The organism is Streptomyces sp. NPDC000878 (assembly GCF_053599695.1).
Map to the genome: position 1 here is coordinate 71,669 of NZ_JBSFMT010000013.1, position 20,416 is coordinate 92,084.

The 20,416-nt window shown below is 72.1% G+C and carries 21 protein-coding genes; 14 read left to right on the forward strand and 7 right to left on the reverse strand.

What is annotated here, in order from left to right:
* Positions 1–82 precede the first annotated feature (82 nt).
* Positions 83–928: an inositol monophosphatase family protein gene (locus ACWDR4_RS14675; protein WP_450408345.1), complete on the forward strand. Its 846-nt coding sequence runs from the start codon at positions 83–85 to the stop codon at positions 926–928.
* Here ACWDR4_RS14675 and ACWDR4_RS14680 read toward each other — a convergent pair.
* Positions 864–1,526 carry a hypothetical protein gene (locus ACWDR4_RS14680; protein WP_450408348.1) on the reverse strand — a complete coding sequence of 221 codons (663 nt, stop codon included), beginning with the start codon at positions 1,524–1,526 and terminating at the stop codon, positions 864–866. The two genes, ACWDR4_RS14675 and ACWDR4_RS14680, sit on opposite strands and share 65 nt — an antisense overlap.
* A 96-nt stretch (positions 1,527–1,622) precedes the next feature.
* Between ACWDR4_RS14680 and ACWDR4_RS14685 the strand changes: the two genes are divergently transcribed.
* Positions 1,623–3,032 carry a phytoene desaturase family protein gene (locus ACWDR4_RS14685; protein ID WP_450408562.1) on the forward strand — a complete coding sequence of 470 codons (1,410 nt, stop codon included), beginning with the start codon at positions 1,623–1,625 and terminating at the stop codon, positions 3,030–3,032.
* A complete protein-coding gene (locus ACWDR4_RS14690; RefSeq protein ID WP_450408350.1) occupies positions 3,029–3,541 on the forward strand; it encodes an O-acetyl-ADP-ribose deacetylase in 513 nt (170 codons plus the stop codon). The genes ACWDR4_RS14685 and ACWDR4_RS14690 overlap by 4 nt, the downstream gene beginning before the upstream one ends.
* Positions 3,542–3,604: 63 nt before the next feature.
* Here ACWDR4_RS14690 and ACWDR4_RS14695 read toward each other — a convergent pair whose 3' ends face one another.
* The gene (locus ACWDR4_RS14695; protein WP_450408353.1) at positions 3,605–4,459 is read right to left on the reverse strand and encodes an SDR family oxidoreductase; all 855 of its coding nucleotides are present in this window, start codon (positions 4,457–4,459) and stop codon (positions 3,605–3,607) included.
* A gap of 92 nt (positions 4,460–4,551) precedes the next feature.
* Here ACWDR4_RS14695 and ACWDR4_RS14700 point away from each other — a divergent pair, with 92 nt between their 5' ends.
* Positions 4,552–4,962: a winged helix-turn-helix transcriptional regulator gene (locus ACWDR4_RS14700; RefSeq protein ID WP_450408356.1), complete on the forward strand. Its 411-nt coding sequence runs from the start codon at positions 4,552–4,554 to the stop codon at positions 4,960–4,962.
* A gap of 33 nt (positions 4,963–4,995) precedes the next feature.
* Here the strand turns inward: ACWDR4_RS14700 and ACWDR4_RS14705 are convergent, their stop codons facing one another.
* Positions 4,996–5,382 (reverse strand): ArsR/SmtB family transcription factor, encoded by a 387-nt coding sequence (locus ACWDR4_RS14705; protein ID WP_450408360.1) that lies wholly within the window; start codon positions 5,380–5,382, stop codon positions 4,996–4,998.
* Positions 5,383–5,450: 68 nt separating this feature from the next.
* Between ACWDR4_RS14705 and ACWDR4_RS14710 the strand changes: the two genes are divergently transcribed.
* From ACWDR4_RS14710 to ACWDR4_RS14720, 3 genes are all read left to right on the forward strand, one after another.
* Entirely contained in the window at positions 5,451–7,448 is a 1,998-nt protein-coding gene (locus ACWDR4_RS14710) for a heavy metal translocating P-type ATPase (protein WP_450408363.1), read from the forward strand.
* A gap of 91 nt (positions 7,449–7,539) precedes the next feature.
* Positions 7,540–9,036, forward strand: a complete 1,497-nt coding sequence (locus tag ACWDR4_RS14715; protein WP_450408566.1) for an AlkA N-terminal domain-containing protein — start codon at positions 7,540–7,542, stop codon at positions 9,034–9,036.
* A gap of 43 nt (positions 9,037–9,079) precedes the next feature.
* The gene (locus ACWDR4_RS14720; protein WP_450408366.1) at positions 9,080–9,562 is read left to right on the forward strand and encodes a methylated-DNA--[protein]-cysteine S-methyltransferase; all 483 of its coding nucleotides are present in this window, start codon (positions 9,080–9,082) and stop codon (positions 9,560–9,562) included.
* Positions 9,563–9,587: 25 nt separating this feature from the next.
* On the opposite strand, the gene ACWDR4_RS14725 is transcribed toward ACWDR4_RS14720, so the two are convergent.
* Positions 9,588–10,322, reverse strand: coding sequence for an SIR2 family NAD-dependent protein deacylase (locus tag ACWDR4_RS14725; protein WP_450408369.1), 735 nt, complete (start codon positions 10,320–10,322; stop codon positions 9,588–9,590).
* 124 nt (positions 10,323–10,446) lie between these two features.
* Between ACWDR4_RS14725 and ACWDR4_RS14730 the strand changes: the two genes are divergently transcribed.
* Entirely contained in the window at positions 10,447–10,653 is a 207-nt protein-coding gene (locus tag ACWDR4_RS14730; protein ID WP_450408371.1) for a DUF2191 domain-containing protein, read from the forward strand.
* Positions 10,654–10,672: 19 nt separating this feature from the next.
* Here ACWDR4_RS14730 and ACWDR4_RS14735 read toward each other — a convergent pair whose 3' ends face one another.
* Complete coding sequence (locus ACWDR4_RS14735) at positions 10,673–11,164, reverse strand: NUDIX domain-containing protein (protein WP_450408373.1); 492 nt, start codon at positions 11,162–11,164, stop codon at positions 10,673–10,675.
* A gap of 51 nt (positions 11,165–11,215) precedes the next feature.
* The gene (locus tag ACWDR4_RS14740; protein WP_450408375.1) at positions 11,216–12,295 is read right to left on the reverse strand and encodes an ADP-ribosylglycohydrolase family protein; all 1,080 of its coding nucleotides are present in this window, start codon (positions 12,293–12,295) and stop codon (positions 11,216–11,218) included.
* Between the two features lie 219 nt (positions 12,296–12,514).
* On the opposite strand from ACWDR4_RS14740, the gene ACWDR4_RS14745 reads away from it, so the two are divergent.
* Complete coding sequence (locus tag ACWDR4_RS14745) at positions 12,515–13,633, forward strand: glycerate kinase (protein ID WP_450408569.1); 1,119 nt, start codon at positions 12,515–12,517, stop codon at positions 13,631–13,633.
* Between the two features lie 301 nt (positions 13,634–13,934).
* Here the strand turns inward: ACWDR4_RS14745 and ACWDR4_RS14750 are convergent, their stop codons facing one another.
* Positions 13,935–15,176: a PucR family transcriptional regulator gene (locus ACWDR4_RS14750; protein WP_450408378.1), complete on the reverse strand. Its 1,242-nt coding sequence runs from the start codon at positions 15,174–15,176 to the stop codon at positions 13,935–13,937.
* 198 nt (positions 15,177–15,374) lie between these two features.
* Between ACWDR4_RS14750 and ACWDR4_RS14755 the strand changes: the two genes are divergently transcribed.
* The 5 genes from ACWDR4_RS14755 to ACWDR4_RS14775 are packed head-to-tail and all read left to right on the forward strand — an operon-like array spanning position 15,375 to position 20,395.
* Positions 15,375–16,325 carry an ABC transporter ATP-binding protein gene (locus ACWDR4_RS14755; RefSeq protein WP_450408381.1) on the forward strand — a complete coding sequence of 317 codons (951 nt, stop codon included), beginning with the start codon at positions 15,375–15,377 and terminating at the stop codon, positions 16,323–16,325.
* Positions 16,326–16,340: 15 nt separating this feature from the next.
* The gene (locus ACWDR4_RS14760) at positions 16,341–17,147 is read left to right on the forward strand and encodes an ABC transporter ATP-binding protein (protein WP_450408572.1); all 807 of its coding nucleotides are present in this window, start codon (positions 16,341–16,343) and stop codon (positions 17,145–17,147) included.
* Positions 17,144–18,034 (forward strand): branched-chain amino acid ABC transporter permease, encoded by an 891-nt coding sequence (locus ACWDR4_RS14765; RefSeq protein WP_450408384.1) that lies wholly within the window; start codon positions 17,144–17,146, stop codon positions 18,032–18,034. Before ACWDR4_RS14760 ends, ACWDR4_RS14765 begins: the two co-directional genes overlap by 4 nt.
* Positions 18,027–19,130 carry a branched-chain amino acid ABC transporter permease gene (locus tag ACWDR4_RS14770; RefSeq protein WP_450408387.1) on the forward strand — a complete coding sequence of 368 codons (1,104 nt, stop codon included), beginning with the start codon at positions 18,027–18,029 and terminating at the stop codon, positions 19,128–19,130. Before ACWDR4_RS14765 ends, ACWDR4_RS14770 begins: the two co-directional genes overlap by 8 nt.
* Positions 19,127–20,395: an ABC transporter substrate-binding protein gene (locus ACWDR4_RS14775; protein WP_450408389.1), complete on the forward strand. Its 1,269-nt coding sequence runs from the start codon at positions 19,127–19,129 to the stop codon at positions 20,393–20,395. Before ACWDR4_RS14770 ends, ACWDR4_RS14775 begins: the two co-directional genes overlap by 4 nt.
* Positions 20,396–20,416 lie beyond the last annotated feature (21 nt).

Consider the following 20,416-nt stretch of genomic DNA (forward strand, 5'->3'; position numbering starts at 1 on the left):
CGAATCCCGGTGTTCAGGGCGATTCCATCCCATGTCCACCGGCCCGGCGGGGATTGTCAGTGGCGCGTGCTCTCATGGAGGCATGATCGGAGACACCGAAACCATCGAAGAGTTTCTCGCACGGCACGCGTCCGACGTCGAGGAAGCGGTCCGCCAGGCGGCGGCCACCGAGATCATGCCCCGCTTCCGTCAACTCGCCGCCCACGAGGTCGACCAGAAGAGTGGCCCGCACGACCTGGTGACGGACGCCGACCGCAAGGCCGAGCTGTATCTCACCGAGGTGCTGCCCAAGCTGCTGCCCGGCTCCGTCGTGGTCGGCGAGGAGGCGGTGCACGCCAACCCCGCCTCGTACGGGGTGATACAGGGCGACGCACCGGTCTGGATCGTCGACCCCGTGGACGGCACCCGGCAGTTCGTGCACGGCGATCCCGGCTTCTGCACCCTCGTCGCGCTCGCCCACCGTGGCGTCGTCCGCGCGTCGTGGACGTTCGCTGCGGCCCGCGACCAGCTCGCCACCGCGATCCGTGGCCAGGGCGCCTTCCTCGACGGCGCGCCCCTGCTCGCGGGCTCGCCCGAGCCTGGGCGCGACCTCCAGGTGGCCACCTCCCACCCGGACTACACGACGGACGAAGAGAAGCGTGCCCTCCTCGGCCTGTGGACGGACGGCGTGCAGCCGCGCGCGTGCGGCTCGGCGGGCCTGGAGTATCTGGCCATAGCCCGGGGTGAGTTGGACGCGACGGCGTTCTCCTGGGAGGCCGCCTGGGACCACGCCGCGGGCATCCTCCTCGTCGAGGAGGCGGGTGGCGCCCACCTGACCCGGGCGGGTGAGCCGTTCCGCATAACCGGCGGCAACGTCCTGCCGTTCACCGCGGCGCGGGACGCGGCCACGGCCGACCGGGTGGTGGAGGTGCTGTCGGGCGGAGCCTGATCTGCGGGCGGGCCGAGCTGAACCGCAGGGTGACGACCTCGAACTCGGCCACGGTGCCGACCACCGGCCAGTCCCCGGGGTCGAAGGGCAGCCACGCGATGTCCACGAAGGCGTCCACCGGCAGGTTGACGTCGACGAACAGTCCCGTCCGGCCCGGCCCCCACGGCAGCGCGCACACCATGCCCGTGAGCAGGGAGCCCTCCGGCAGTGGGCCCGTGTCGTAGTGGCTCAGGTGCCGATGCCGCAGGGCCGTGGACCACGCCCGCTCGAACTCCGATTCCGTCACGTCCACCGCCTCCGGCGGCACCTCCACGGCGCCCTCGGTGAACGCCCCGTACACCGTCTGGTAGAGCTGGACGCCCAGGCGCCCGAACCGCTCGCGCACCAGGGCCAGTTGGGCCTGGGCGGCGGCCATCGAGGCGCCGCCCGAGGTGGTGCCGTCGGCGTTCTGCAGGGGCTCGCAGGAGCGCGGGATCTCCAGTCCCGCCTCGAACACCGCCTGCCGCAGCACCCAGCCGTCGTCCTCGACCTCGAACCAGTACCAGGCGGTGTCGTCGGCGTCCTTGCCGGGCGACTGGATGCGGAAACGGCGCGTCATCCGGCCGAGGTTACCCGCGCCGGGCAGGGTCGGTGTCCCGGCATATCCTGATCTCAAGTGGCCGTCGGCTGACGAAGGAGTCCGAAGGTGTCGTCGATGCTCGATGCGGTCGTGGTGGGGGCGGGGCCCAACGGGCTGACGGCTGCCGTGGAACTGGCCCGGCGCGGCTTCTCCGTGGCCGTCTTCGAGGCGCGCGACACCGTCGGCGGCGGCGCCCGCACGGAGGAGCTGACCCTGCCCGGCTTCCGGCACGACCCGTGCTCGGCGGCGCACCCGCTCGGCGTCAACTCTCCGGCGTTCAGGGCGATGCCGCTGGCCAGGTACGGGCTGGAGTGGCTGCACGCCGACCTGCCCATGGCCCACCCCTTCCCGGACGGCACGGCAGCGGTGCTGTCCCGTTCCGTGGCCGAGACGGCGGCCTCCTTCGGGCCGCGTGACGCGGGCGCGTACCGCAGGCTGGTCGAGCCGTTCCTCAGCAGGTGGGACACCCTGGCCCACGACTTCATGTCCCTGCCCCTGACCGCGCTGCCCCGCGACCCGGTCACCCTCGCCCGCTTCGGCCTGGCCGGCCTGCCCCCCTCGACCTGGCTGATGCGCCGCTTCCGCGACGAGCGGGCGAAAGCCCTGTTCGCAGGCCTCGTCGGCCATGTCATGGCCCCCCTCAACGGGGTCGCCACCGGCGCCGTCGGCCTGGTCTTCGCCCTGGCCGCACACGCGCGTGGCTGGCCGGTCGCGCGCGGCGGCTCCCAGTCGATCTCCGACGCGCTCACCGCCTATCTGACCGACCTCGGTGGCACCGTCCACACCGACTACGAGGTCAAGCGGCTGGACGATCTGCCACCCGCACGGGCGTACGTCTTCGACACCTCACCCACCGCACTGGCCCGGATCGCGGGCTTCGGCGGCTACTACGAGGGCTATCGCTACGGCGCGGGCGTCTTCAAGATCGACTACGCGCTGGACGGCCCGGTGCCCTGGACGGCGAAGGAGGCCCGCACGGCGACCACCGTCCAGGTCGGCGCGAGCAGCGCCGAGATCGACATCGCCCTGCGCGCGGCCTCCCGCGAGAACCGGGCACCCGACACCCCCTTCCTGATCACCGTGCAGCCGAGCGTCGCCGACCCCTCCCGGGCACCCGAGGGCAAGCAGGTCTTCTGGGCCTACGGCCACGTCCCCAACGGCTGGACGGGCGACCTCACCGACGCCATCGAACGCCAGCTGGAGCGCTTCGCCCCCGGCTTCCGCGACCGCGTCCTCGCGCGCGCCACCGCCGGCCCGCCCGAACTGGCCGCCCGCAACGCCAACTACGTCGGCGGCGACATCGGCTCCGGCGCGGCCAGCGGCCTCCAGCTGATGCTGCGCCCCAGGCTCTCCCTCTTCCCGTACGCCACCCCGCACCCCGCCGTCTTCATCTGCTCGTCGGCCACCCCGCCGGGCCCGGGCGTGCACGGCATGTCGGGACACAACGCGGCGAAGGCCGTCTGGCGAAGGCTGAGACAGTCATGACCGCCATCACGCTCGTCAAGGGCGACATCACCCGACAGAGTGCCGACGCGATCGTCAACGCGGCGAACTCGTCACTCCTGGGCGGGGGAGGAGTCGACGGAGCGATCCACCGCCGAGGCGGCCCGGAGATCCTTGCTGCCTGCCGAGCCCTGCGAGCTTCGCACTACGGCAAGGGCCTGGCGACAGGCAAGGCGGTCGCCACGACCGCGGGCGACCTGGACGCACGCTGGGTGATCCACACGGTAGGACCTGTGTTCGGGGGTGCATCGGCGGACCGCTCGGACCAACTGGCCTCCTGCTACCGGGAATCTCTGCGCGTCGCCGACGAACTGGGCGCCCGGACAGTCGCGTTCCCCGCGATCTCCACGGGCGTCTACCGCTGGCCGATGGAGGACGCGGCACGGATCGCGGTCGCGGCGGTACGGGAAGCGGAGGCCGACGTGGAAGAGGTGCGGTTCGTGCTCTTCGACGAGGGGGCTTACGAGGCGTTCGCGGCACAACTCCGTTGAGGGGAGCGGGGATTCACCTCTGGTGAGCTGAAGGCTGCTCCGGTTCACCCGAGCCGCGCCGCCTCAGTGCTTCAGTGCCGCCGTGATCGTGTCGGCGATCGGTGTCGTCCGGCGCCCGATCAACCGCGACAACTCCCCACTCGTACCGGCGAGTTCACCGCCGGCGAAGGACGCGTCCGCGCCCGCCAGGATCGACGCGTACAGCTCGGGCATCCCCGCACCGATCAGCAGATTGGTGTACGCCTCGGCGGTGACCGGCGTGTAGACGATCTCCCTGCCGGTCTGGCGGCCCAACTCGGCCGTGAACTCGGGGAAGTTCCAGGCGGTGTCCCCGCCCAGCTCGTACGTCCGGTTTGCGTGACCCTCGCCGGTGAGCACCGCGACGGCGCCGGCGGCGTAGTCGGCGCGGGAGGCGGAGGCGATGCGACCGTCACCGGCGGCGCGCACCAGGACACGCTGTTCCACCACCCGCTCCACTCCGTCGACGAAGATCTCGCTGTACCAGTTGTTGCGCAGCAGGACGTACGGCAGACCGGACTCCACCAGCACCTTCTCCGTACGGCGATGGGCCTCGGCGAGCGGGGTCTCGTGACCGCCCGCCGCGCTGGTGTACGCGAGCAGCGCGACCCCGGCGGACCCGGCGGCGTCGATCACGACCCGGTGCTGGGCCACGCGGTCCGCGGTCATCTCGCTGCTGGATATCAGCAGCACCTTGTCACCCGCGGTGAAGACGCCCTCGAAGCTCTCGGGAACGTTGTAGTCGGCGATCGCGGTCCGTACCCCGAGGGCCTCGAAGCGGGTGCCCTTCTCCTTGCTGCGGACCACAGCGGTGATCCGGTCGGCGGGGACCTTCTCCAGCAGGCCCTCGACGACCAGACGGCCGAGATTCCCGGTGGCTCCGGTGACGACAATGCTCATGGTGCGGACAACTCCTCGTGATCGGCTCTGTCGCCAACCCTAGGAGCTGCGGTCACTCTGCGTGAGTACGTACTTTGAAGTACGGTACTGACATGGCTGTTAGTACCACAGCGGGCGGCACGACGGCGGTCGGCGCCAAGGCCCTGTGCCCGCAGCGACTGACCATGGAGCACGTCACCAGCCGCTGGGGCGTCCTCGTGCTCATCCGCCTCCTGGAGAGCCCGCACCGCTTCGCCGAACTGCGCCGCGCCATCGACTCCACCGAGTCCGTCGGCCCGGTGACCGAGAAGATGCTCGCGCAGACCCTGCAGAACCTGGAGCGCGACGGTCTGGTCAACCGTGACGTCAAGCCGGTGATCCCGCCCCATGTCGGCTACTCCCTCACGGAGTTGGGCCACGAGGCCGCCGAACAGGTCCGCGCCCTGGCGCTCTGGACCAACGAGCGGCTGAGTCAGGTGGAGCGGGCGCGGGAGAGCTACGACGCGGCGAAGGGCCGCGCCTGAGCGGACAGTCGGGGGAGCGGCCTGCCGGGGGAGTTACCCGGCGTTGCCGGTCTCGGCGTCGCCGTCAGTGTCGCTGAGGCCCAGCCGCAGATGCTCCACGTGGTAGACCGCCTGGTCGAGAAGCTCGGCGACATGGTGGTCGTGCAGCGCGTACACGACCGAACGGCCGCGCCGCTCTCCGACGACCAGGCCCAGGTTGCGCAGCAGCCGCAGTTGGTGCGAGCACGCGGACTGCTCCATGCCCACCTCGGCCGCCAACTCCGTCGCCGGGAGCGGACCTTCGCGCAGTCGCGCCAGGATCAGCAGGCGGGAGGGCGTGGACAGGGCATGGAGCGTGGTGGCCACCTTCGCGACATTGTCCGCGTCGAGGCGTACGCGCTCGGCGGCGTCCTGCGCGGTGACGACGGCTCCATGACCCATGGCCATATCTTACCCATCGCATATGAACGAATGAATGAGTGTTCATGTGTTCCTGTATGGTGCTTTCCGTGTCTGCCACCCTCGCCTCGCCCCCACCCCCGTCCTCGCCCCTCTCCCCGGTCGCCCCCTCGTCCACCGCACCCCGCCGCCGCACCGGCGTCCTCGCGCTCCCGGAGGCCCGCTGGGCCGCAGCGGCCACGGCCCTGTTCCTGCTCGCTCTGCCCCTGCAGCTGGCCGACGCGCCTGCCTGGACCTGGGGCGTGCTCTACGCGCTGGCGTACGTCACCGGCGGCTGGGAGCCCGGTTGGGAAGGCCTGAAGGCGCTGCGGGAACGGACCCTGGACGTCGACCTGCTGATGATCGTCGCCGCGCTGGGCGCCGCAGCGATCGGCCAGGTCATGGACGGTGCCCTGCTGATCGTCATCTTCGCGACCTCCGGCGCCTTGGAGGCCCTCGCCACCGCCCGCACCGCCGACTCGGTACGGGGCCTCCTCGACCTGGCCCCCGCCACGGCGACTCGGGTGGACCCCGACGGCCACGAACTGACCCTCCCCGTCGACGAGTTGACCGTCGGCGACACCATCCTCGTACGCCCCGGAGAACGCGTCGGGGCCGATGGGCGCGTACTGGACGGCGCGAGCGAGGTCGACCAGGCGACGATCACCGGCGAACCGCTGCCCGCTCCGAAGGAGCCGGGCGGCGAGGTCTTCGCGGGCACCCTCAACGGCACCGGTGCCCTGCGCGTACGGGTCGAGCGCGACGCCTCCGACTCGGTGATCGCCCGGATCGTACGCCTGGTCGAGGAAGCGTCCGAGACCAAGGCTCCCACCCAGCTGTTCATCGAGAAGGTCGAGCAGCGCTACTCGCTGGGCATGGTCGCCGCGACCCTCGCCGTGTTCGCCGTACCGCTCGCTTTCGGTACGGACCTCACCGATGCCCTGCTGCGCGCCATGACCTTCATGATCGTGGCCTCGCCCTGCGCGGTCGTGCTCGCCACCATGCCGCCGTTGCTCTCGGCGATCGCCAACGCCGGGCGGCACGGAGTCCTGGTCAAGTCGGCGGTGGTGATGGAACGTCTCGGACAGGTCGACGCCGTCGCCCTCGACAAGACCGGCACCCTCACCGAGGGCACGCCGAGGCTGACGGACGTACGGCCGCTGCCCGGATCGGACCTGGGCGAGGACGACCTGCTGGCGCTCGCGGCGGCTGCCGAGCACCCGAGCGAACACCCGCTGGCCCGGGCCGTGGTGGAGGCGGCGCGGGAGCGAGGGCTCGTGCTGTCCGTGGCGGAGGATTTCGACTCGACGCCGGGAGTGGGCGTGACGGCTGCCGTGGACGGGTGCGTGGTCGCGGTGGGGGCGCCAGGGCGGCTGCTGGACGGTGCCGGGGTGCCGGACGGTTCGGCAACTCGGCTGCTGGTCAAGGAGGTCGAGGCGTCCGGTCGTACGGCCGTCCTCGTCGTCGCCGACAATGTGCCGGTCGGAGTCCTCGGCCTCGCCGACCGGCTCCGTCCCGGTGCCGCCGCCACCGTCAGCTCGCTCACCGAACTCACCGGCACCGCACCCGTGTTGCTGACCGGCGACAACCCGCGTGCCGCAGCTCGACTGGCCGCCGAGGTCGGGATCGAGGACGTGCGGGCCGGGCTGCTTCCCCAGCAGAAGCTGGGCGCGGTAAGGGAGTTGGAGGCGGCCGGGCGCAGGGTCATGGTCGTCGGGGACGGTGTCAACGACGCACCGGCGCTGGCCGCCGCCCACACCGGCGTGGCCATGGGGCGGGCGGGCTCCGACCTCGCGCTGGAGACCGCGGACGCGGTGATCGTGCGCGACGACCTCACCACCGTGCCCGCCGTGATCGCGCTCTCCCGGCACGCCGGACGCCTGGTCGTGCAGAATCTGGTGATCGCCGGAGTGTTCATCGCGGGCCTCGTCGCCTGGGACCTGATCGGTACATTGCCGCTTCCGCTCGGCGTCGCGGGTCACGAGGGCTCGACCGTCCTCGTCGGCCTCAACGGGCTGCGGCTGCTGCGGGAGGCCGCGTGGAGAGATGCGGTCAAGCAGGGAAGGTGATCCGGAACGCCCCTGGACACGCCACCTTGATGTCGGATTCCCGCCAGCCCCGGCCCGGCCCATCGCCGATGCTGGACGTATGCGGAACGCGATGCACACCGACACCGAGCACTGCGTACGTGCCGTCCAGTCCAAGGACGCGCGGTTCGACGGCTGGTTCTTCACTGCGGTCCTGACCACCCGGATCTACTGCCGGCCCAGCTGCCCGGTCGTGCCGCCCAAGCCCGAGAACATGACCTTCTATCCGAGCGCGGCGGCCTGTCAGCAGGCGGGCTTCCGGGCCTGCAAGCGGTGCCGCCCGGACACCAGCCCCGGCTCACCGGAGTGGAACCAGCGGGCCGACCTCGTGGCCCGCGCGATGCGGCTGATCGGCGACGGCATCGTGGACCGCGAGGGCGTGCCCGGCCTGGCCGCCCGCCTCGGTTACAGCACCCGCCAGATCGAACGGCAGCTCCTCGCCGAACTGGGCGCGGGCCCGCTCGCCCTCGCCCGTGCCCAGCGCGCCCAGACCGCGCGGCTCCTCGTCGAGACGACAGTGCTGCCCATGGCGGAGATCGCCTTCGCGGCGGGCTTCGCCTCGATCCGCACCTTCAACGACACCGTCCGCGAGGTCTTCGCCCTCTCCCCGAGCGAACTCCGCGCCCGCCTCCCGAAGACACGCACGCAGACAACCGGCGGCGCGAGTACGGTCGTTGGCACCCCGGCCGCCCTGAACCTCCGCCTCCCCTTCCGCGCCCCGCTCAACCCCGACAACCTCTTCGGCCACCTCGCCGCGACCGCCGTACCCGGCGTGGAGGAATGGCGTGACGGCGCCTACCGCCGGACCCTGCGCCTCCCGTACGGACACGGCATCGCCGCGCTCACCCCGAAGTCCGACCACATCGCGTGCCGCCTCACCCTCAGCGACCTGCGCGACCTGCCCGTCGCCAGCAGCCGCTGCCGCCGGATGCTCGACCTGGACGCCGATCCGGTCGCGGTCGACGAGCAGTTGCGTACGGATCCGGTGCTGGCGCCACTCGTCGCGAAGGCCCCGGGTCGGCGCGTACCGCGCACGGTCGACGAGGCGGAGTTCGCCGTACGGGCCGTGCTCGGCCAGCAGGTCTCCACGGCCGCCGCCCGGACCCACGCGGCCCGTCTCGTCACGGCGTACGGCGACCCGGTCGACGATCCGGAGGGCGGCCTGACCCACCTCTTCCCGACGCCACAGGCTCTGGCCGCCCTCGACCCCGAGTCCCTGGCCATGCCCCGCACCCGCCGGGCCACCTTCACCACACTCGTCGCCCAACTCGCCGACGGGACGCTCCACTTGGGCGTCGAGAGCGACTGGCCGGAGGCCCGGGCCCGGCTCCTCGCCCTCCCCGGCTTCGGCCCCTGGACGGTCGACGTCATCGCGATGCGTGCCCTCGGCGACCCCGACGCGTTCCTCCCCACGGACCTCGGAATCCGGCGCGCGGCCCAGGAGTTGGGCCTCCCGTCGACGCCGGCCGCGCTCACCGCACGCGCGGCGGCCTGGCGGCCGTGGCGGGCGTACGCGGTCCAGTATTTGTGGGCGACGGACAGTCACCCGATCAACTTCCTGCCCGTATAACGACATTCCCGCATATCGACATTGAGGACAGCAGGGAATCCCCATGAAACAGCACACGGTCATCGACAGCCAGTACGGCCCCCTCACTCTCGTCGCCGACGACGGAGTCCTCTGCGGCCTCTACATGGTCGACCAGCGTCACCGCCCGCCCGAGGAGAACTTCGGCGCACGCGACGACACGCCTTTCGGGGAGACGGTCGACCAGCTGAAGGCCTATTTCGAGGGTGAGTTGAAGGAGTTCACCCTGGAACTCCGGCTGTCGGGAACGGAGTTCCAGCGCAGCGTGTGGGAGCAGCTGTGCTGTATCCCTTACGGCGAGACCCGCTCGTACGGCGAACTCGCCGACGCCCTCGGCAATCCGAAGGCCTCCCGTGCCGTGGGCCTCGCCAACGGCAGGAACCCGGTCGGCATCATCGTGCCCTGCCACCGGGTGGTCGGCGCGGACGGTGGTCTCACCGGGTACGGGGGCGGGCTGGAGCGGAAGCAGCGGCTGCTGGACTTCGAGCGAGGTGCGGCGCTCTTCTAGTCCGTGAGTCCGTGAGTCCGGGTGCCTAGACCGCCGACTCCCTCAGCTCGCGCAGCAGTTGGGGCAGCGCCGTGCCGATCGACTCCCGTACGACCTCGTCGGCCCGGTCGTCGTACGGGGTCGGCTCGGCGTTGACGATGACGAGCCGGGCGCCGTGGTCGGCGGCGACACCGGCGAGCCCGGCGGCGGGCTGGACCTGGAGGCTCGTCCCGACGGCGATGAACACCTGGCAGGCCTTGGTGATGGCGAGGGCGTCACCGAGGACGACCGGGTCGAGCCGCTGACCGAACATGACGGTCGCCGACTTCAGGATCCCGCCGCAGCTGAGACAGGCGGGGTCGTCCTCCCCGGCGTCGACCCGGGCGAGGGCGTCCTCCATCGGCCCGCGCGCATGACACTCGGTGCACACGAACTCCCGTGCGGTGCCGTGCAGTTCGAGCACCTTGCGGGCCGGCATCCCGGCGAGCTGGTGCAGCCCGTCCACGTTCTGCGTGATCACCCGCACGGGCACCCCGGCCCGCTCCAGCTCGGCCACGGCCAGGTGCGCGGCATTGGGCTCGGCCCGGAGGGTCCGGTTCTGTCGCCGCATCTGCCAGGAACGGCGCCGGATCTCGGGATCGCCCATGTAGTACTCGTACGTCACGAGCTTCTCGGCCTCGGGGTCGCGCCGCCACAGGCCGTTGGGGCCGCGGTAGTCGGGGATACCGGAGTCGGTCGAGATTCCGGCGCCGCTGAGGACGGCGACGAGGGGCTTGGTCATGTGCCGAGGGTAGGTCGCGGGGTTCGGGGCGGCGACCGGTTAACAGCCCGAGGCCTCTCGCGGGGAGCGTGACCGTGGCCGCCGTACCTCTGTACGAACAGGCGCCCGGTGTTAATGTCCGCCCATGGCAGCCAAGGTCTCCGTAGCGCTCGACGCCGAACTCGTCGTCGAAGTCATGGTGCTCGCGGGCGTCGGGAACCCGCAGGACGCCGTCGAGCTCGTCGTGCGGGACTACATCGCGCGCGGCCACCGGACGGAGGCCCGGGTCGCCGAGCGCGACGACGCGTTGCGTGCGGGGGACGATGTGAAGCCGCCGGACGTTCAGGGCTGAACCCCGGTCCGGACGGTGGTCAGGCCACCCGGTCGCCGTTCTCCAGCTCCACCGTTCCCGTGCCCTCCGCCAGGACGTCGAGGGCGTGCAGCACCCGTCGGCCCAGGGAGCCCTGGAGGTACTCGCCGAGGTCCTCGCGTGCCACCAGCCGCCAGGACAGCAGCTCCTCCTCCTGCAGTCTGATCGACTTGAACTCGGCCTCGTCGAGGACGCCGCCGTCGTACAGGTACGCCACCAGCGGCATGTGGCCCGGGATGTGGACCCAGTCGACGGCCAGAAGCCGGCCCAGCTCCCGGTCGAGACCGATCTCCTCCAGGGTCTCCCGGCGCGCGCCCTGCCGTGGAGTCTCCCCGTCGTCCGACTCGATCGTGCCGCCCGGCAGGGCCCAGCCCTCACGGTAGTTGGGCTCGACGAGCAGGATCCGTCCGTCGGCGTCACGGAAGAGCGCGGCGGCTCCGGCCAGGACGCGGGGCAGGCCGGCGATGTATGTGGCGAAGTCTTGAATGGTCATCCCGGAAGCGTAACCAGCGGAGATGGCGGACCGCCGTCCGTCGGGGTTCCGTCACACCTGCGGGTGCCCCAACCGCACGGTTCGCGCCGCCAGTTCACTGATCCGCACCCCGTCGAAACCGAACACCGCGCTGCGTACGGTGTCCTCCAGCGGGTCCTTCCACTGGCTCGGGATCGCCTCCGCGCCGCACAGCACACCGGCCACCGAGCCCGCCGTCGCGCCGTTCGAGTCGGTGTCCAGACCGCCCCGGACGGTCAGCGTGATCGTGCGGGTGAAGTCGCCGTCGCCGTACAGGAGCCCGGCGGTGAGGACGGCGACGTTCGGGACCGTGTGGATCCAGCCGAGGCCGGAGGTCTCCGCGGCGACCGTGGTGAGCGTGTCCTCCCAGGTCAGCCGGGTCTCGTGCAGGGCCATGACCCTGCGTACCGTACGGGCCAGGCGGCTGCTCGCCGGGATCACCGTCAGGGCCGTATCCAGGGCGTGCCGCACGCTGGGTGCCGTGAACGCCGCCGAGATCAGTGCCGCCGCGAACATCGCCCCGTACACGCCGTTGCCCGTGTGGGAGAGGACGGCGTCCCTGCGGGCCAGGTAGGCGGCGCGCTGCGGGGCGTCCGGACAGGTCCAGCCGTAGATGTCGGCGCGGATCAGGGCGCCGATCCACTCCTGGTACGGGTTGTCGTGCGTGGCCGTCAGCGGTGGCTTGAGACCGGTCGCGAGGTTGCGGTAGGCGGCCCGTTCCGCCGTGAACGTCTGGAGGAACGGCAGCCGCAGCAGCCACAGTTCGCCGACCTGCTCGGTGCTGAAGTCGAAGCCGTGCGTCTCCAGCAGGTCCAGGCCGAGGATCGCGTAGTCGACGTCGTCGTCACGGCAGCTGCCGTGGATCCGGCCGCGTACGCACTCACGCCACTCGCGGCGCAGTTCGAAACCGTCGTTCTCGGCTCCGGGCGGCGGCTCGGGCAGATAGTCGGTGAGCGGCAGGGCGTCGGTGAGCCGGAGATAGCGGTCGATGCGGTCGCGCGTCCAGTAGTCGCCCCGCTCGACCGGCTTGCCGAGCATGTTGCCCGCGATCCGGCCCAGCCAGCCCCCGAGAACGCGGTCCGCGAGGTCGGGCTCGGTGCCTGCATGGGTCATGGCTCCCGGTCTACCACCATGTGCGGTCGCCGGCTGTGCCCTGACTGTGGGCGGCCGGGAAGGCATGACGGGGCGTGCCTCCTGCGGTTAAGGTCGCAGCGGCGCGACTGCCCTGACGTTGACGGGGCCGGAAAGCAAGGGATGTGCAGGGTGGCGGACGCTTCGGGTACGGCGGGTACGGCGGGTACGGCGAGGGCGACGGGTGTGCGGGTGGCCCGGGTGCTGATCGCCGCCGACAAGTTCAAGGGGTCGCTGACGGCCGTGGAGGTCGCCGAGCGGGTGACCGCCGGGCTGCGCAAGGCCGCCCCCCATGTCGAGGTCGAGTCGCTGCCCGTGGCCGACGGCGGCGACGGGACCGTGGACGCCGCGGTCGCCGCCGGATTCGAACGGCGTGAGGTACGGGTCGCGGGCCCGCTCGGGCACGAGGTGACGGCCGCGTTCGCGCTGCGCGACGACACCGCCGTGGTGGAGATGGCGGAGGCGAGCGGGCTCCAGCGGCTGCCCGCGGGCGTGTTCGCACCGCTCACGGCATCGACGTACGGCTCCGGAGAACTGCTGCGGGCCGCGCTGGACGCGGGCGCGCGCACGATCGTCTTCGGGGTCGGCGGCAGCGCCACCACCGACGGCGGCGCGGGCATGCTGTCCGCGCTCGGCGCCCGCTTCCTGGACGCCGACGGCGAGCCGCTGCCGCCCGGGGGCGGCGGCCTTGAGGGCCTCGCCACGGCCGACCTCTCGGACCTCGACACCCGCCTCGCGGACGTCGACTTCGTGCTGGCCAGCGACGTGGACAACCCGCTGACCGGGCCGAAGGGCGCGCCCGCGGTGTACGGCCCGCAGAAGGGCGCCTCCCCGGACGACGTGGCCGCCCTGGACGCGGCCCTCGCGCACTACGCGAAGATCCTGGAGGCGGCGATCGGCCCGAAGGCCGCCGAGTACGCCTCCGCCCCGGGTGCGGGCGCCGCCGGCGGCATCGGCTACGGCGCCCTGATCCTCGGCGCCCGGTTCCGGCCCGGCATCGAGGTCATGCTCGACGTCCTCGGCTTCGGCCCCGCCCTGGACCGCGCCACGCTGGTGATCACCGGCGAGGGCTCCCTCGACGAGCAGACCCTGCACGGCAAGGCCCCGGCGGGCGTCGCCGCGGCGGCCCGGGCCGAGGGCCGCGAGGTCGTCGCGGTCTGCGGCCGCCTCGCCCTGCGCCCGGAAGCCCTGGGCCGCGCCGGAATCCGCCGCGCCTACCCCCTGACGGACATCGAACCGGACCTCGCCAAGTGCATCGCCGACGCCGGCCCGATCCTGGAACGGGTCGCGGAGAGCATCGGACGGGACTTCCTGGTCTGAGGGCCGGTAAGCCGGAGGGTTGGCGGGCGGGCCGGAGCGCCAGAGCCGGAGAGCCGGAAAGCTGGCGGGCCGGAGATCGGGAGGGGCCGGAGGGCTGAGGGGCGGCGGTCGGCGACCGCGTCCCGCACTCCTGCGGCGTCAGGCGCGTTCCGCATGCGTGCCGCGCGGCGCACCACGCTCCCGAGGCGCCCGGGCGGCGTCCCCCGTTCGTGCCGCGCCGCATCCGGCACTCCCGTGGCGCCGGACCGCGTCCCTCGTCCACACCGAGCCGCGTTCCGCGCTTCAGCCGCGCCGCGTCCCCTCACCCGCTCCCGGCGAGCCGCGCGGCCTCCTCCAGCACCCCCGTCGGCCCCGACAACCGGTACGCGTCCAGCGCCAGGGTCATCTCGATCAGGTCGCGTGGTCTGGCCAGGGACCTGGACGTCAGTTGCTCCAGGCGCCGTAATCGGTTGAACACCGTGTTGCGGTGGCAGTACAGCCGCCCGGCCGCCCGTCCCGCCGACCCCTCGCAGGCCAGCCACACGTCGAGGGTCTCGAGGAGCACCTCCCGGTCGGCGGGCTCCAGCCCGACCAGGGCGCCGAAGACGGACGACACCAGCCGGTTCGCGAGTTCCGGCTGGCTCACCACCAGGGCCGTCGGCATCCGCTGATCCAGCCGTACGACCTCACTCGCGTCCGGCGGGCAGGTGCGCAACGCCAGTTCGGCCAGCCGCCGGGCCCGCCCCAGCTCGGCCAGCCCCGGTACGACGGGACTGATCCCGCCCGCCCCCGAGCACCGTCCGCTCAGCGCCTGCGCCACCGCGTCGAGCCCCTGGTCGGGCCCCAGCAGCACCACGCCCACCTCCTGGTCGGCCCGCATCCGCCACACGAACCGGTATCCGGCGCCCCGCAACGGCCGGTGGAAGGCCTCCCTCGGGTCCCGCCGCTCCGCCCGCAGCACCACCACCGCGTACGCGCCCCGCTCCGGCAGATCGAGCCCCGCCGCGGCCCGGGCGGCCAGGCCCGGCGACTCCTGGCCGTCGAGCAGCGCGTCGAGCAACGCCTGCAACTGTTCGTCCGTACGCCGCCGCAGCTCCATCTCGGTCGCCCGGTACGCCTCCGACGCCACCGCCGCCTGCGCGTCGATCGCCGACCACACCAGGGTCGCCGACCGCATCAGCGCCCCGAGCCGTTCGGGTTCCTGGCCGCCCGCCCCCTCCAACAGCGCGTCCCAGACGAGATAGCCCGCGCTCCGGTACGCGTGCACCAGCAGCTCCAGCGGCAGCCCCTGCTGGGCGCGGCGCCGGCCCGCGTCCTCCGCGTACTCCAGATCGCGGCGCGGTGAGCCCCGGGGCGCGGAGATCGTCCCGATGCCGATCCGCATCGCCTCCTCCGCCTCCCGCCACTGCTGGTCGTACGGGAGGACCTGGCCGTAGACGGGGGAGTGCTCCGTCAGTTGCCGCAGATGCTCGTCGACCAGCTCCGGCACCCGATCAAGGAGCGCCGCGCAGGACTCCGCGAGCACCTTCCAGTCATGACCGGTACGCCTTCTGCGGGGGCCCATGAGCGGAGGATGCCACCCGCCGAGCCCTTGCGGCAGGCCCCTGACACGCAGTGTTGTGCGCGCGCACAACAGGCGGCGGAGTCCGCTGGTCACCGGCCACGTTTCGGCGGGGTTTCGGCCGCGACCCGTGGACGGACGCCCGCCTCGGTGCTGGGCTGTGCGCCACACCGGACGTGTGTGCGGGAGGGAGCGGACGCCATGGGCGGTGGAACGAGGGGGTCTCCGGGCGGGTCGCCGGGTGGTTCCGGAGGCGGATCCCGTGGCGGCGCCGATCTCGTCGTACGGGATCTGTCGGTCGGGTACGGGCCCGTGCGCGCCCTGCGTCAGGTGTCGCTGGAGGTGCCCGAGGCGGCCGTCGTGACGGTGCTGGGCGGCAACGGCGCCGGCAAGTCCACGCTGCTGCGCGCCATCAGCCGCACCCTCTCCTTCCAGGGCGGCGCGACGACCGGCGGTACGGTCACGCTCGGCGGACGCCGGATCGACGGGCTCGCCCCCGACCGGGTGGTGGCCGCCGGGGTGTCCCAAGTCCCGGAAGGGCGGCGGGTGTTCGCCCGGATGACCGTCGCCGACAATCTGCGCGCCGGAGCCCTCGGCGCACGCGGCCGACGCGCGGACCGGGCCGCCGCCCTGCGTCGCGTCCACGAGCTGTTCCCCGTCCTCGCCGACCGCGCCCAGCAGCGCGCCGGGCTCCTGTCGGGCGGCGAGCAGCAGATGCTGGCCGTCGCGCGTGCCCTGATGGCCGCCCCCAAGGTGCTCCTCCTCGACGAGCCGTCGCTCGGCCTCGCCCCGCTGATGGCCGCGCGCATCGCCGACACCGTGCGCGAGATCAACGCCCAGGGCACCTCCGTCCTGCTCGTCGAACAGAACGCCGCCCTTGCCCTGCGGCTGGCCACGCACGCGTACGTCCTGGAGGTCGGCGAGGTCACCCTCTCCGGCCCCTGCGCCGAACTCGCCGCCTCCGACGAGGTGCGGCGCCGCTATCTGGGCGTGGTCGACGAGGACGCGGCGGCGGATGCGGCGGGGGCGATGGAGGCGGCAGGTGCGGCAGGTGCGGCAGGTGGGGCGGGAGCGATGGGTGGATCGGGTGGATCGGGCGCGCCCGGTGGGTTGACGCGCTCCATGCCGAGGTTGACCAGATGGGAGGGTTGATCCACATTGACCACCATTGACGGACCGCCGTCCACCATTGACGCCCACGCCGTTCCCGCCCTCCACGTTGACCACCTCACCGTCCGCTTCGCAGGCCTCCTCGCCCTCGACGACGTCACCTTCACGGTCGACCCCGGCACCGTCCACGCCCTCATCGGCCCCAACGGCGCCGGCAAGTCCACCTGCTTCAACGTCCTGTCCGGGGTCTACCGGGCCACCTCCGGCAGCGTCCGCTTCGGCGAGCACGAGCTGACCGGCATGCCCCCGCACCGCATCGCCGCCCTCGGTGTCGCCCGGATCTTCCAGAACCTCGCCCTGCCGCCCCACGCCACCGTCGAGGACAGCCTGCTGCTCGGCCGCCACCGGCTCACCAGGACCGGCTTCGTCGCCGCCGGCCTGCGGTTGCCGTCGGCGGCACGCGAGGAACGCCGGCACCGCGCGCGCGTGCGGGAGATCGCCGAGTTCGTCGGTCTGGAGGGGTTACTGGGGCGCCCGGCCGGCTCCCTGCCCTACGGCCAGCAGAAACTCGCGGAACTCGCCCGGGCCCTGTGCATGGAGCCGCGTCTGCTGCTCCTCGACGAACCGGTGGCCGGGATGACCGCCGACGAACGGCGCCGGGTCGCGGCCGTCATCGCCGGTGTCCGCGACAGCCTCGGCATCTCGATCGTCCTGGTGGAGCACGACATGGGGGTGGTGATGAGACTCGCGGACACCGTCACGGTGCTCGACTTCGGCCGGCTGATCGCCGACGGCGCCCCCGTGGACGTACAGAACGACCCGGAGGTCGTACGGGCCTATCTCGGCGAGGAGGCCACACCGTGAGCACCTTCGCCGAACTGCTCCTCAACGGCATCTCCATGGGCTCCGTCTACGCCCTCATCGCCCTCGGCTTCGTCGTGATCTTCCGGGCGACCGAGGTCGTCAACTTCGCGCACGCCTCGCTGCTGCTCGCGGGGGGCTATGTCACCGCCAGCCTCCACGACGACATCGGCTTCTGGCCCGCGCTGCTGGCGGGCATCGCGGGAGCCGCGCTCGTCGGCGCCGCCGTGGAGTTCCTGGTGATGCGCCGCTCCCGGGGCAACGACCACAGTGTGCTGGCCATCGTCACCATCGGCGTCGACATCCTGCTGACCACCGAACTCACCCGCCGCCTCGGTACGGATGTCCTCGCGCTCGGCGACCCCTGGGGCGACGCCGTCCTCACCCTCGGCCCGATCTCGCTCGCGCACACCCGGATAGCCGCCTTCGTCGCCGCCGCCCTGCTCATCACGGCGTTCCTGCTCGCCTTCCGCCACACCACCTGGGGCGTGGCGATGCGCGCGGCGGCCGAGAGCCCGGAGACGGCCGCCCTCATGGGCGTCAGGCTGGGCCGCGTGTCGCTCGGCGCGTGGGCCGTCGCGGGCGGACTCGCGGCCGTCGCCGCCGTGTTCCTCACCGTCTTCCCGACCCCGGGCCTGGAACGGGCCACCTCCCTCGCCGCGCTCAAGGCCTTCCCGGCCGCCATCCTCGGCGGCCTCGACTCCACGACGGGCGCCCTCGTCGGCGGCCTGGTGGTCGGCGTCACCGAGTCCCTCGCCACCGGCTACCAGAGCGACCTGACCTTCATGGGCCGCGGCCTCGGCGACCTCGCGCCCTATCTCGTCATGGTCGCGATCCTGCTCGTCCGGCCCGCCGGGCTCTTCGGCACGAAGGAGCTGGCCCGTGTCTGACGTCCTCGCTGACACGGCGGCCAAGCCCCGGCGCACCCTCCGACAGCCGCACGCGCGCACGTACGCGGCTGCCGCGGGCACCCTCCTGCTCCTCGCCCTCCCGTTCTACGTGGACCGCTTCTGGCTCCTGGCCGGCCTGTTCGCCATGGCCGCCGCGATCGGCGCCATCGGCATCAACCTCCTCACCGGCGCCACCGGCCAGCTCTCCATGGGCCACGCCTTCTTCCTCGCGGTCGGCGCCTACAGCTACTGCGTGTTCGCGGCGGAGGGCGGTGACGGACTGACCGGGCTCGGCCTGCCGACCTGGCTCGCGGCCGTCCTGGCCACGCTCGTCGCGGGGGTCGCGGGCGGCCTGTTCAGCCCGATCGCCGGACGCCTGCGCGGCCCCTATCTCGGCATCGCCACCATCGCCCTGATCTTCATCGGCCAGCACGTCCTGTTCAACGCCCGCGAGCTGACCGGCGGCTTCAACGGCCGTGACGTACCGCCGCTGAGCCTATTCGGCCTCACCTTCGACGACAGCGAACTCCTCGTAGCGAACGTGCCGTTCGGCTCCGCGGAGAAGCTCTGGTACGCCGGACTCGTCCTCCTCCTCGGCTGCGCGCTGTTCGCCCGTGGCGTCCTGCGCGGGCGGCCCGGACGGGCCATGAACGCCATCCGCGACCACCGCATCGCCGCCGGTGTGATCGGCGTGCCCGTGGCCCGCTACCGTGCCGCCGTCTTCGTCCTGTCCTCGATGTACGCGGGACTGGCCGGCGTCCTGCTCGCCCTTGTCTTCCAGCGGACCGTGCCCGACTACTTCGGCATCACGCTGTCGCTGGAGTACCTCGCCATGATCGTCATCGGCGGGCTCGGCTCGGTCTCCGGGGCGGTGATCGGCGCGGCCTTCGTCTCGCTGCTGCCCCAGCTGCTGACCCGCTACAGCGACGCGCTGCCCCTGGTCTCCGCCCCGGGCACGGGCGGGATCGCACCGGGCGAGGCGTCCCGGTACCTGTACGGCGCCGCCGTGGTGGCGGTGGTGCTCTTCCTGCCGGGCGGGCTGGTCAGGGTGGCCGCCCGGCGTCGAGTCGCACGTAATCCAGGGGAGGAACGATGACCACGAGATACGCGGCCCGAGCTGCCGCGGGCGCGCTCGCCGTGCTGCTGGCGGTGGCCGGGTGCAGCTCCAAGGCCAAGGACGACGGGGGTGACAACGGCTCGGAGTCGGCGGGCGGCGTCAAGACCGACGTCGGTGTGTCCGCCAAGACGATCACGCTCGGCGCGCTCACGGACATGACCGGGGTCTACGCGACCCTCGGCAAGAGCGTCACCCAGGCCCAGCAGCTGTACGTGAAGCAGCTGAACGCCGCCGGCGGCGTCTGCGGGCGCCAGGTGAACCTCACCGTCCGCGACCACGGCTACGACCCGCAGAAGGCCGTGTCCGGCTACACGGAACTGGAACCGGACGTGCTGGGGTTCGCCCAGTTCATCGGCTCGCCGTTCGTCGCGGCGGTGAAACAGCGCGTCGACGGCCAGGACAAGGTCCTCGTGCTGCCACAGGCGTGGGCGGCCTCGCTGCTCGGCAGCCCGTACATACGCGTGATCGGGTCAACGTACGACATTGAGACGATCAATGCGGTCGACTTCTTGATCAATGAGAAGGGGATCAAGAAGGGCGACAAGATCGGTCATGTCTACTTCGAGGGGGACTACGGCGAGAGCGCCCTGGTCGGCTCCAAGTACATGGCGGAGAAATCGGGGCTGACGGTCGTCGAGCAGAAGATCAAGCCGACCGACAACGACATGACCGCCCAGGTCGCCGCGCTGAAGCAGGCGGGCGTCAAGGCGATCGTGGTCAGCGCAGGACCGCGCCAGGCGGCCTCCCTGGTCGGCGTGGCGGCGGCCGGTGGCTTCAACGTCCCGGTCATCGGCAACAACTCGGCCTTCGCCCCGCAGCTCCTGGCCACCCAGGCGGGCCCGGCCCTGTCCAAGAACTACTGGGTCGCCTCACCGTCCCTGCCCATCGGGGCGGACACCCCGGAGGCCGAGAAGCTGGTGGCCGACTACCAGGCGGCGTATCCGAACGACTCGCTCGACAACGGTGTGGTGGCCGGCTGGACGGCGGTCTCCGTCTTCGGTGAGGCACTGAAGAAGGCCTGCGCGAGCAAGGACCTCACGCGTGCGGGTGTGGACAAGGCCCTGTTGACGATCAACTCGTTCGACGTCGGCTTCGGCAGCCCGCAGAACTTCAGCGACCCGAAGGCGCCCTCCTCCAAGGAGAGCGTCATCCTCCAGCCCGACAAGAGCGTGACGGGAGGCATGAAGGTCGTACGGGAGTCCGAGGCGTCGTCCGTCGCGGAGGGCTACTCACCGGCCGGGTGACCCTCGAAACGCCGTACGCGC

What these genes read in the sequence shown, in the direction of transcription:
- ACWDR4_RS14675 (WP_450408345.1), top strand. Translation starts at nt 83, where the DNA reads ATGATCGGAGACACCGAAACCATCGAAGAGTTTCTCGCACGGCACGCG.
- ACWDR4_RS14680 (WP_450408348.1), bottom strand. Translation starts at nt 1,526, where the DNA reads ATGACGCGCCGTTTCCGCATCCAGTCGCCCGGCAAGGACGCCGACGAC.
- ACWDR4_RS14685 (WP_450408562.1), top strand. Translation starts at nt 1,623, where the DNA reads ATGCTCGATGCGGTCGTGGTGGGGGCGGGGCCCAACGGGCTGACGGCT.
- ACWDR4_RS14690 (WP_450408350.1), top strand. Translation starts at nt 3,029, where the DNA reads ATGACCGCCATCACGCTCGTCAAGGGCGACATCACCCGACAGAGTGCC.
- ACWDR4_RS14695 (WP_450408353.1), bottom strand. Translation starts at nt 4,459, where the DNA reads ATGAGCATTGTCGTCACCGGAGCCACCGGGAATCTCGGCCGTCTGGTC.
- ACWDR4_RS14700 (WP_450408356.1), top strand. Translation starts at nt 4,552, where the DNA reads ATGGCTGTTAGTACCACAGCGGGCGGCACGACGGCGGTCGGCGCCAAG.
- ACWDR4_RS14705 (WP_450408360.1), bottom strand. Translation starts at nt 5,382, where the DNA reads ATGGGTCATGGAGCCGTCGTCACCGCGCAGGACGCCGCCGAGCGCGTA.
- ACWDR4_RS14715 (WP_450408566.1), top strand. Translation starts at nt 7,540, where the DNA reads ATGCACACCGACACCGAGCACTGCGTACGTGCCGTCCAGTCCAAGGAC.
- ACWDR4_RS14720 (WP_450408366.1), top strand. Translation starts at nt 9,080, where the DNA reads ATGAAACAGCACACGGTCATCGACAGCCAGTACGGCCCCCTCACTCTC.
- ACWDR4_RS14725 (WP_450408369.1), bottom strand. Translation starts at nt 10,322, where the DNA reads ATGACCAAGCCCCTCGTCGCCGTCCTCAGCGGCGCCGGAATCTCGACC.
- ACWDR4_RS14730 (WP_450408371.1), top strand. Translation starts at nt 10,447, where the DNA reads ATGGCAGCCAAGGTCTCCGTAGCGCTCGACGCCGAACTCGTCGTCGAA.
- ACWDR4_RS14735 (WP_450408373.1), bottom strand. Translation starts at nt 11,164, where the DNA reads ATGACCATTCAAGACTTCGCCACATACATCGCCGGCCTGCCCCGCGTC.
- ACWDR4_RS14740 (WP_450408375.1), bottom strand. Translation starts at nt 12,295, where the DNA reads ATGACCCATGCAGGCACCGAGCCCGACCTCGCGGACCGCGTTCTCGGG.
- ACWDR4_RS14750 (WP_450408378.1), bottom strand. Translation starts at nt 15,176, where the DNA reads ATGGGCCCCCGCAGAAGGCGTACCGGTCATGACTGGAAGGTGCTCGCG.
- ACWDR4_RS14755 (WP_450408381.1), top strand. Translation starts at nt 15,375, where the DNA reads ATGGGCGGTGGAACGAGGGGGTCTCCGGGCGGGTCGCCGGGTGGTTCC.
- ACWDR4_RS14775 (WP_450408389.1), top strand. Translation starts at nt 19,127, where the DNA reads ATGACCACGAGATACGCGGCCCGAGCTGCCGCGGGCGCGCTCGCCGTG.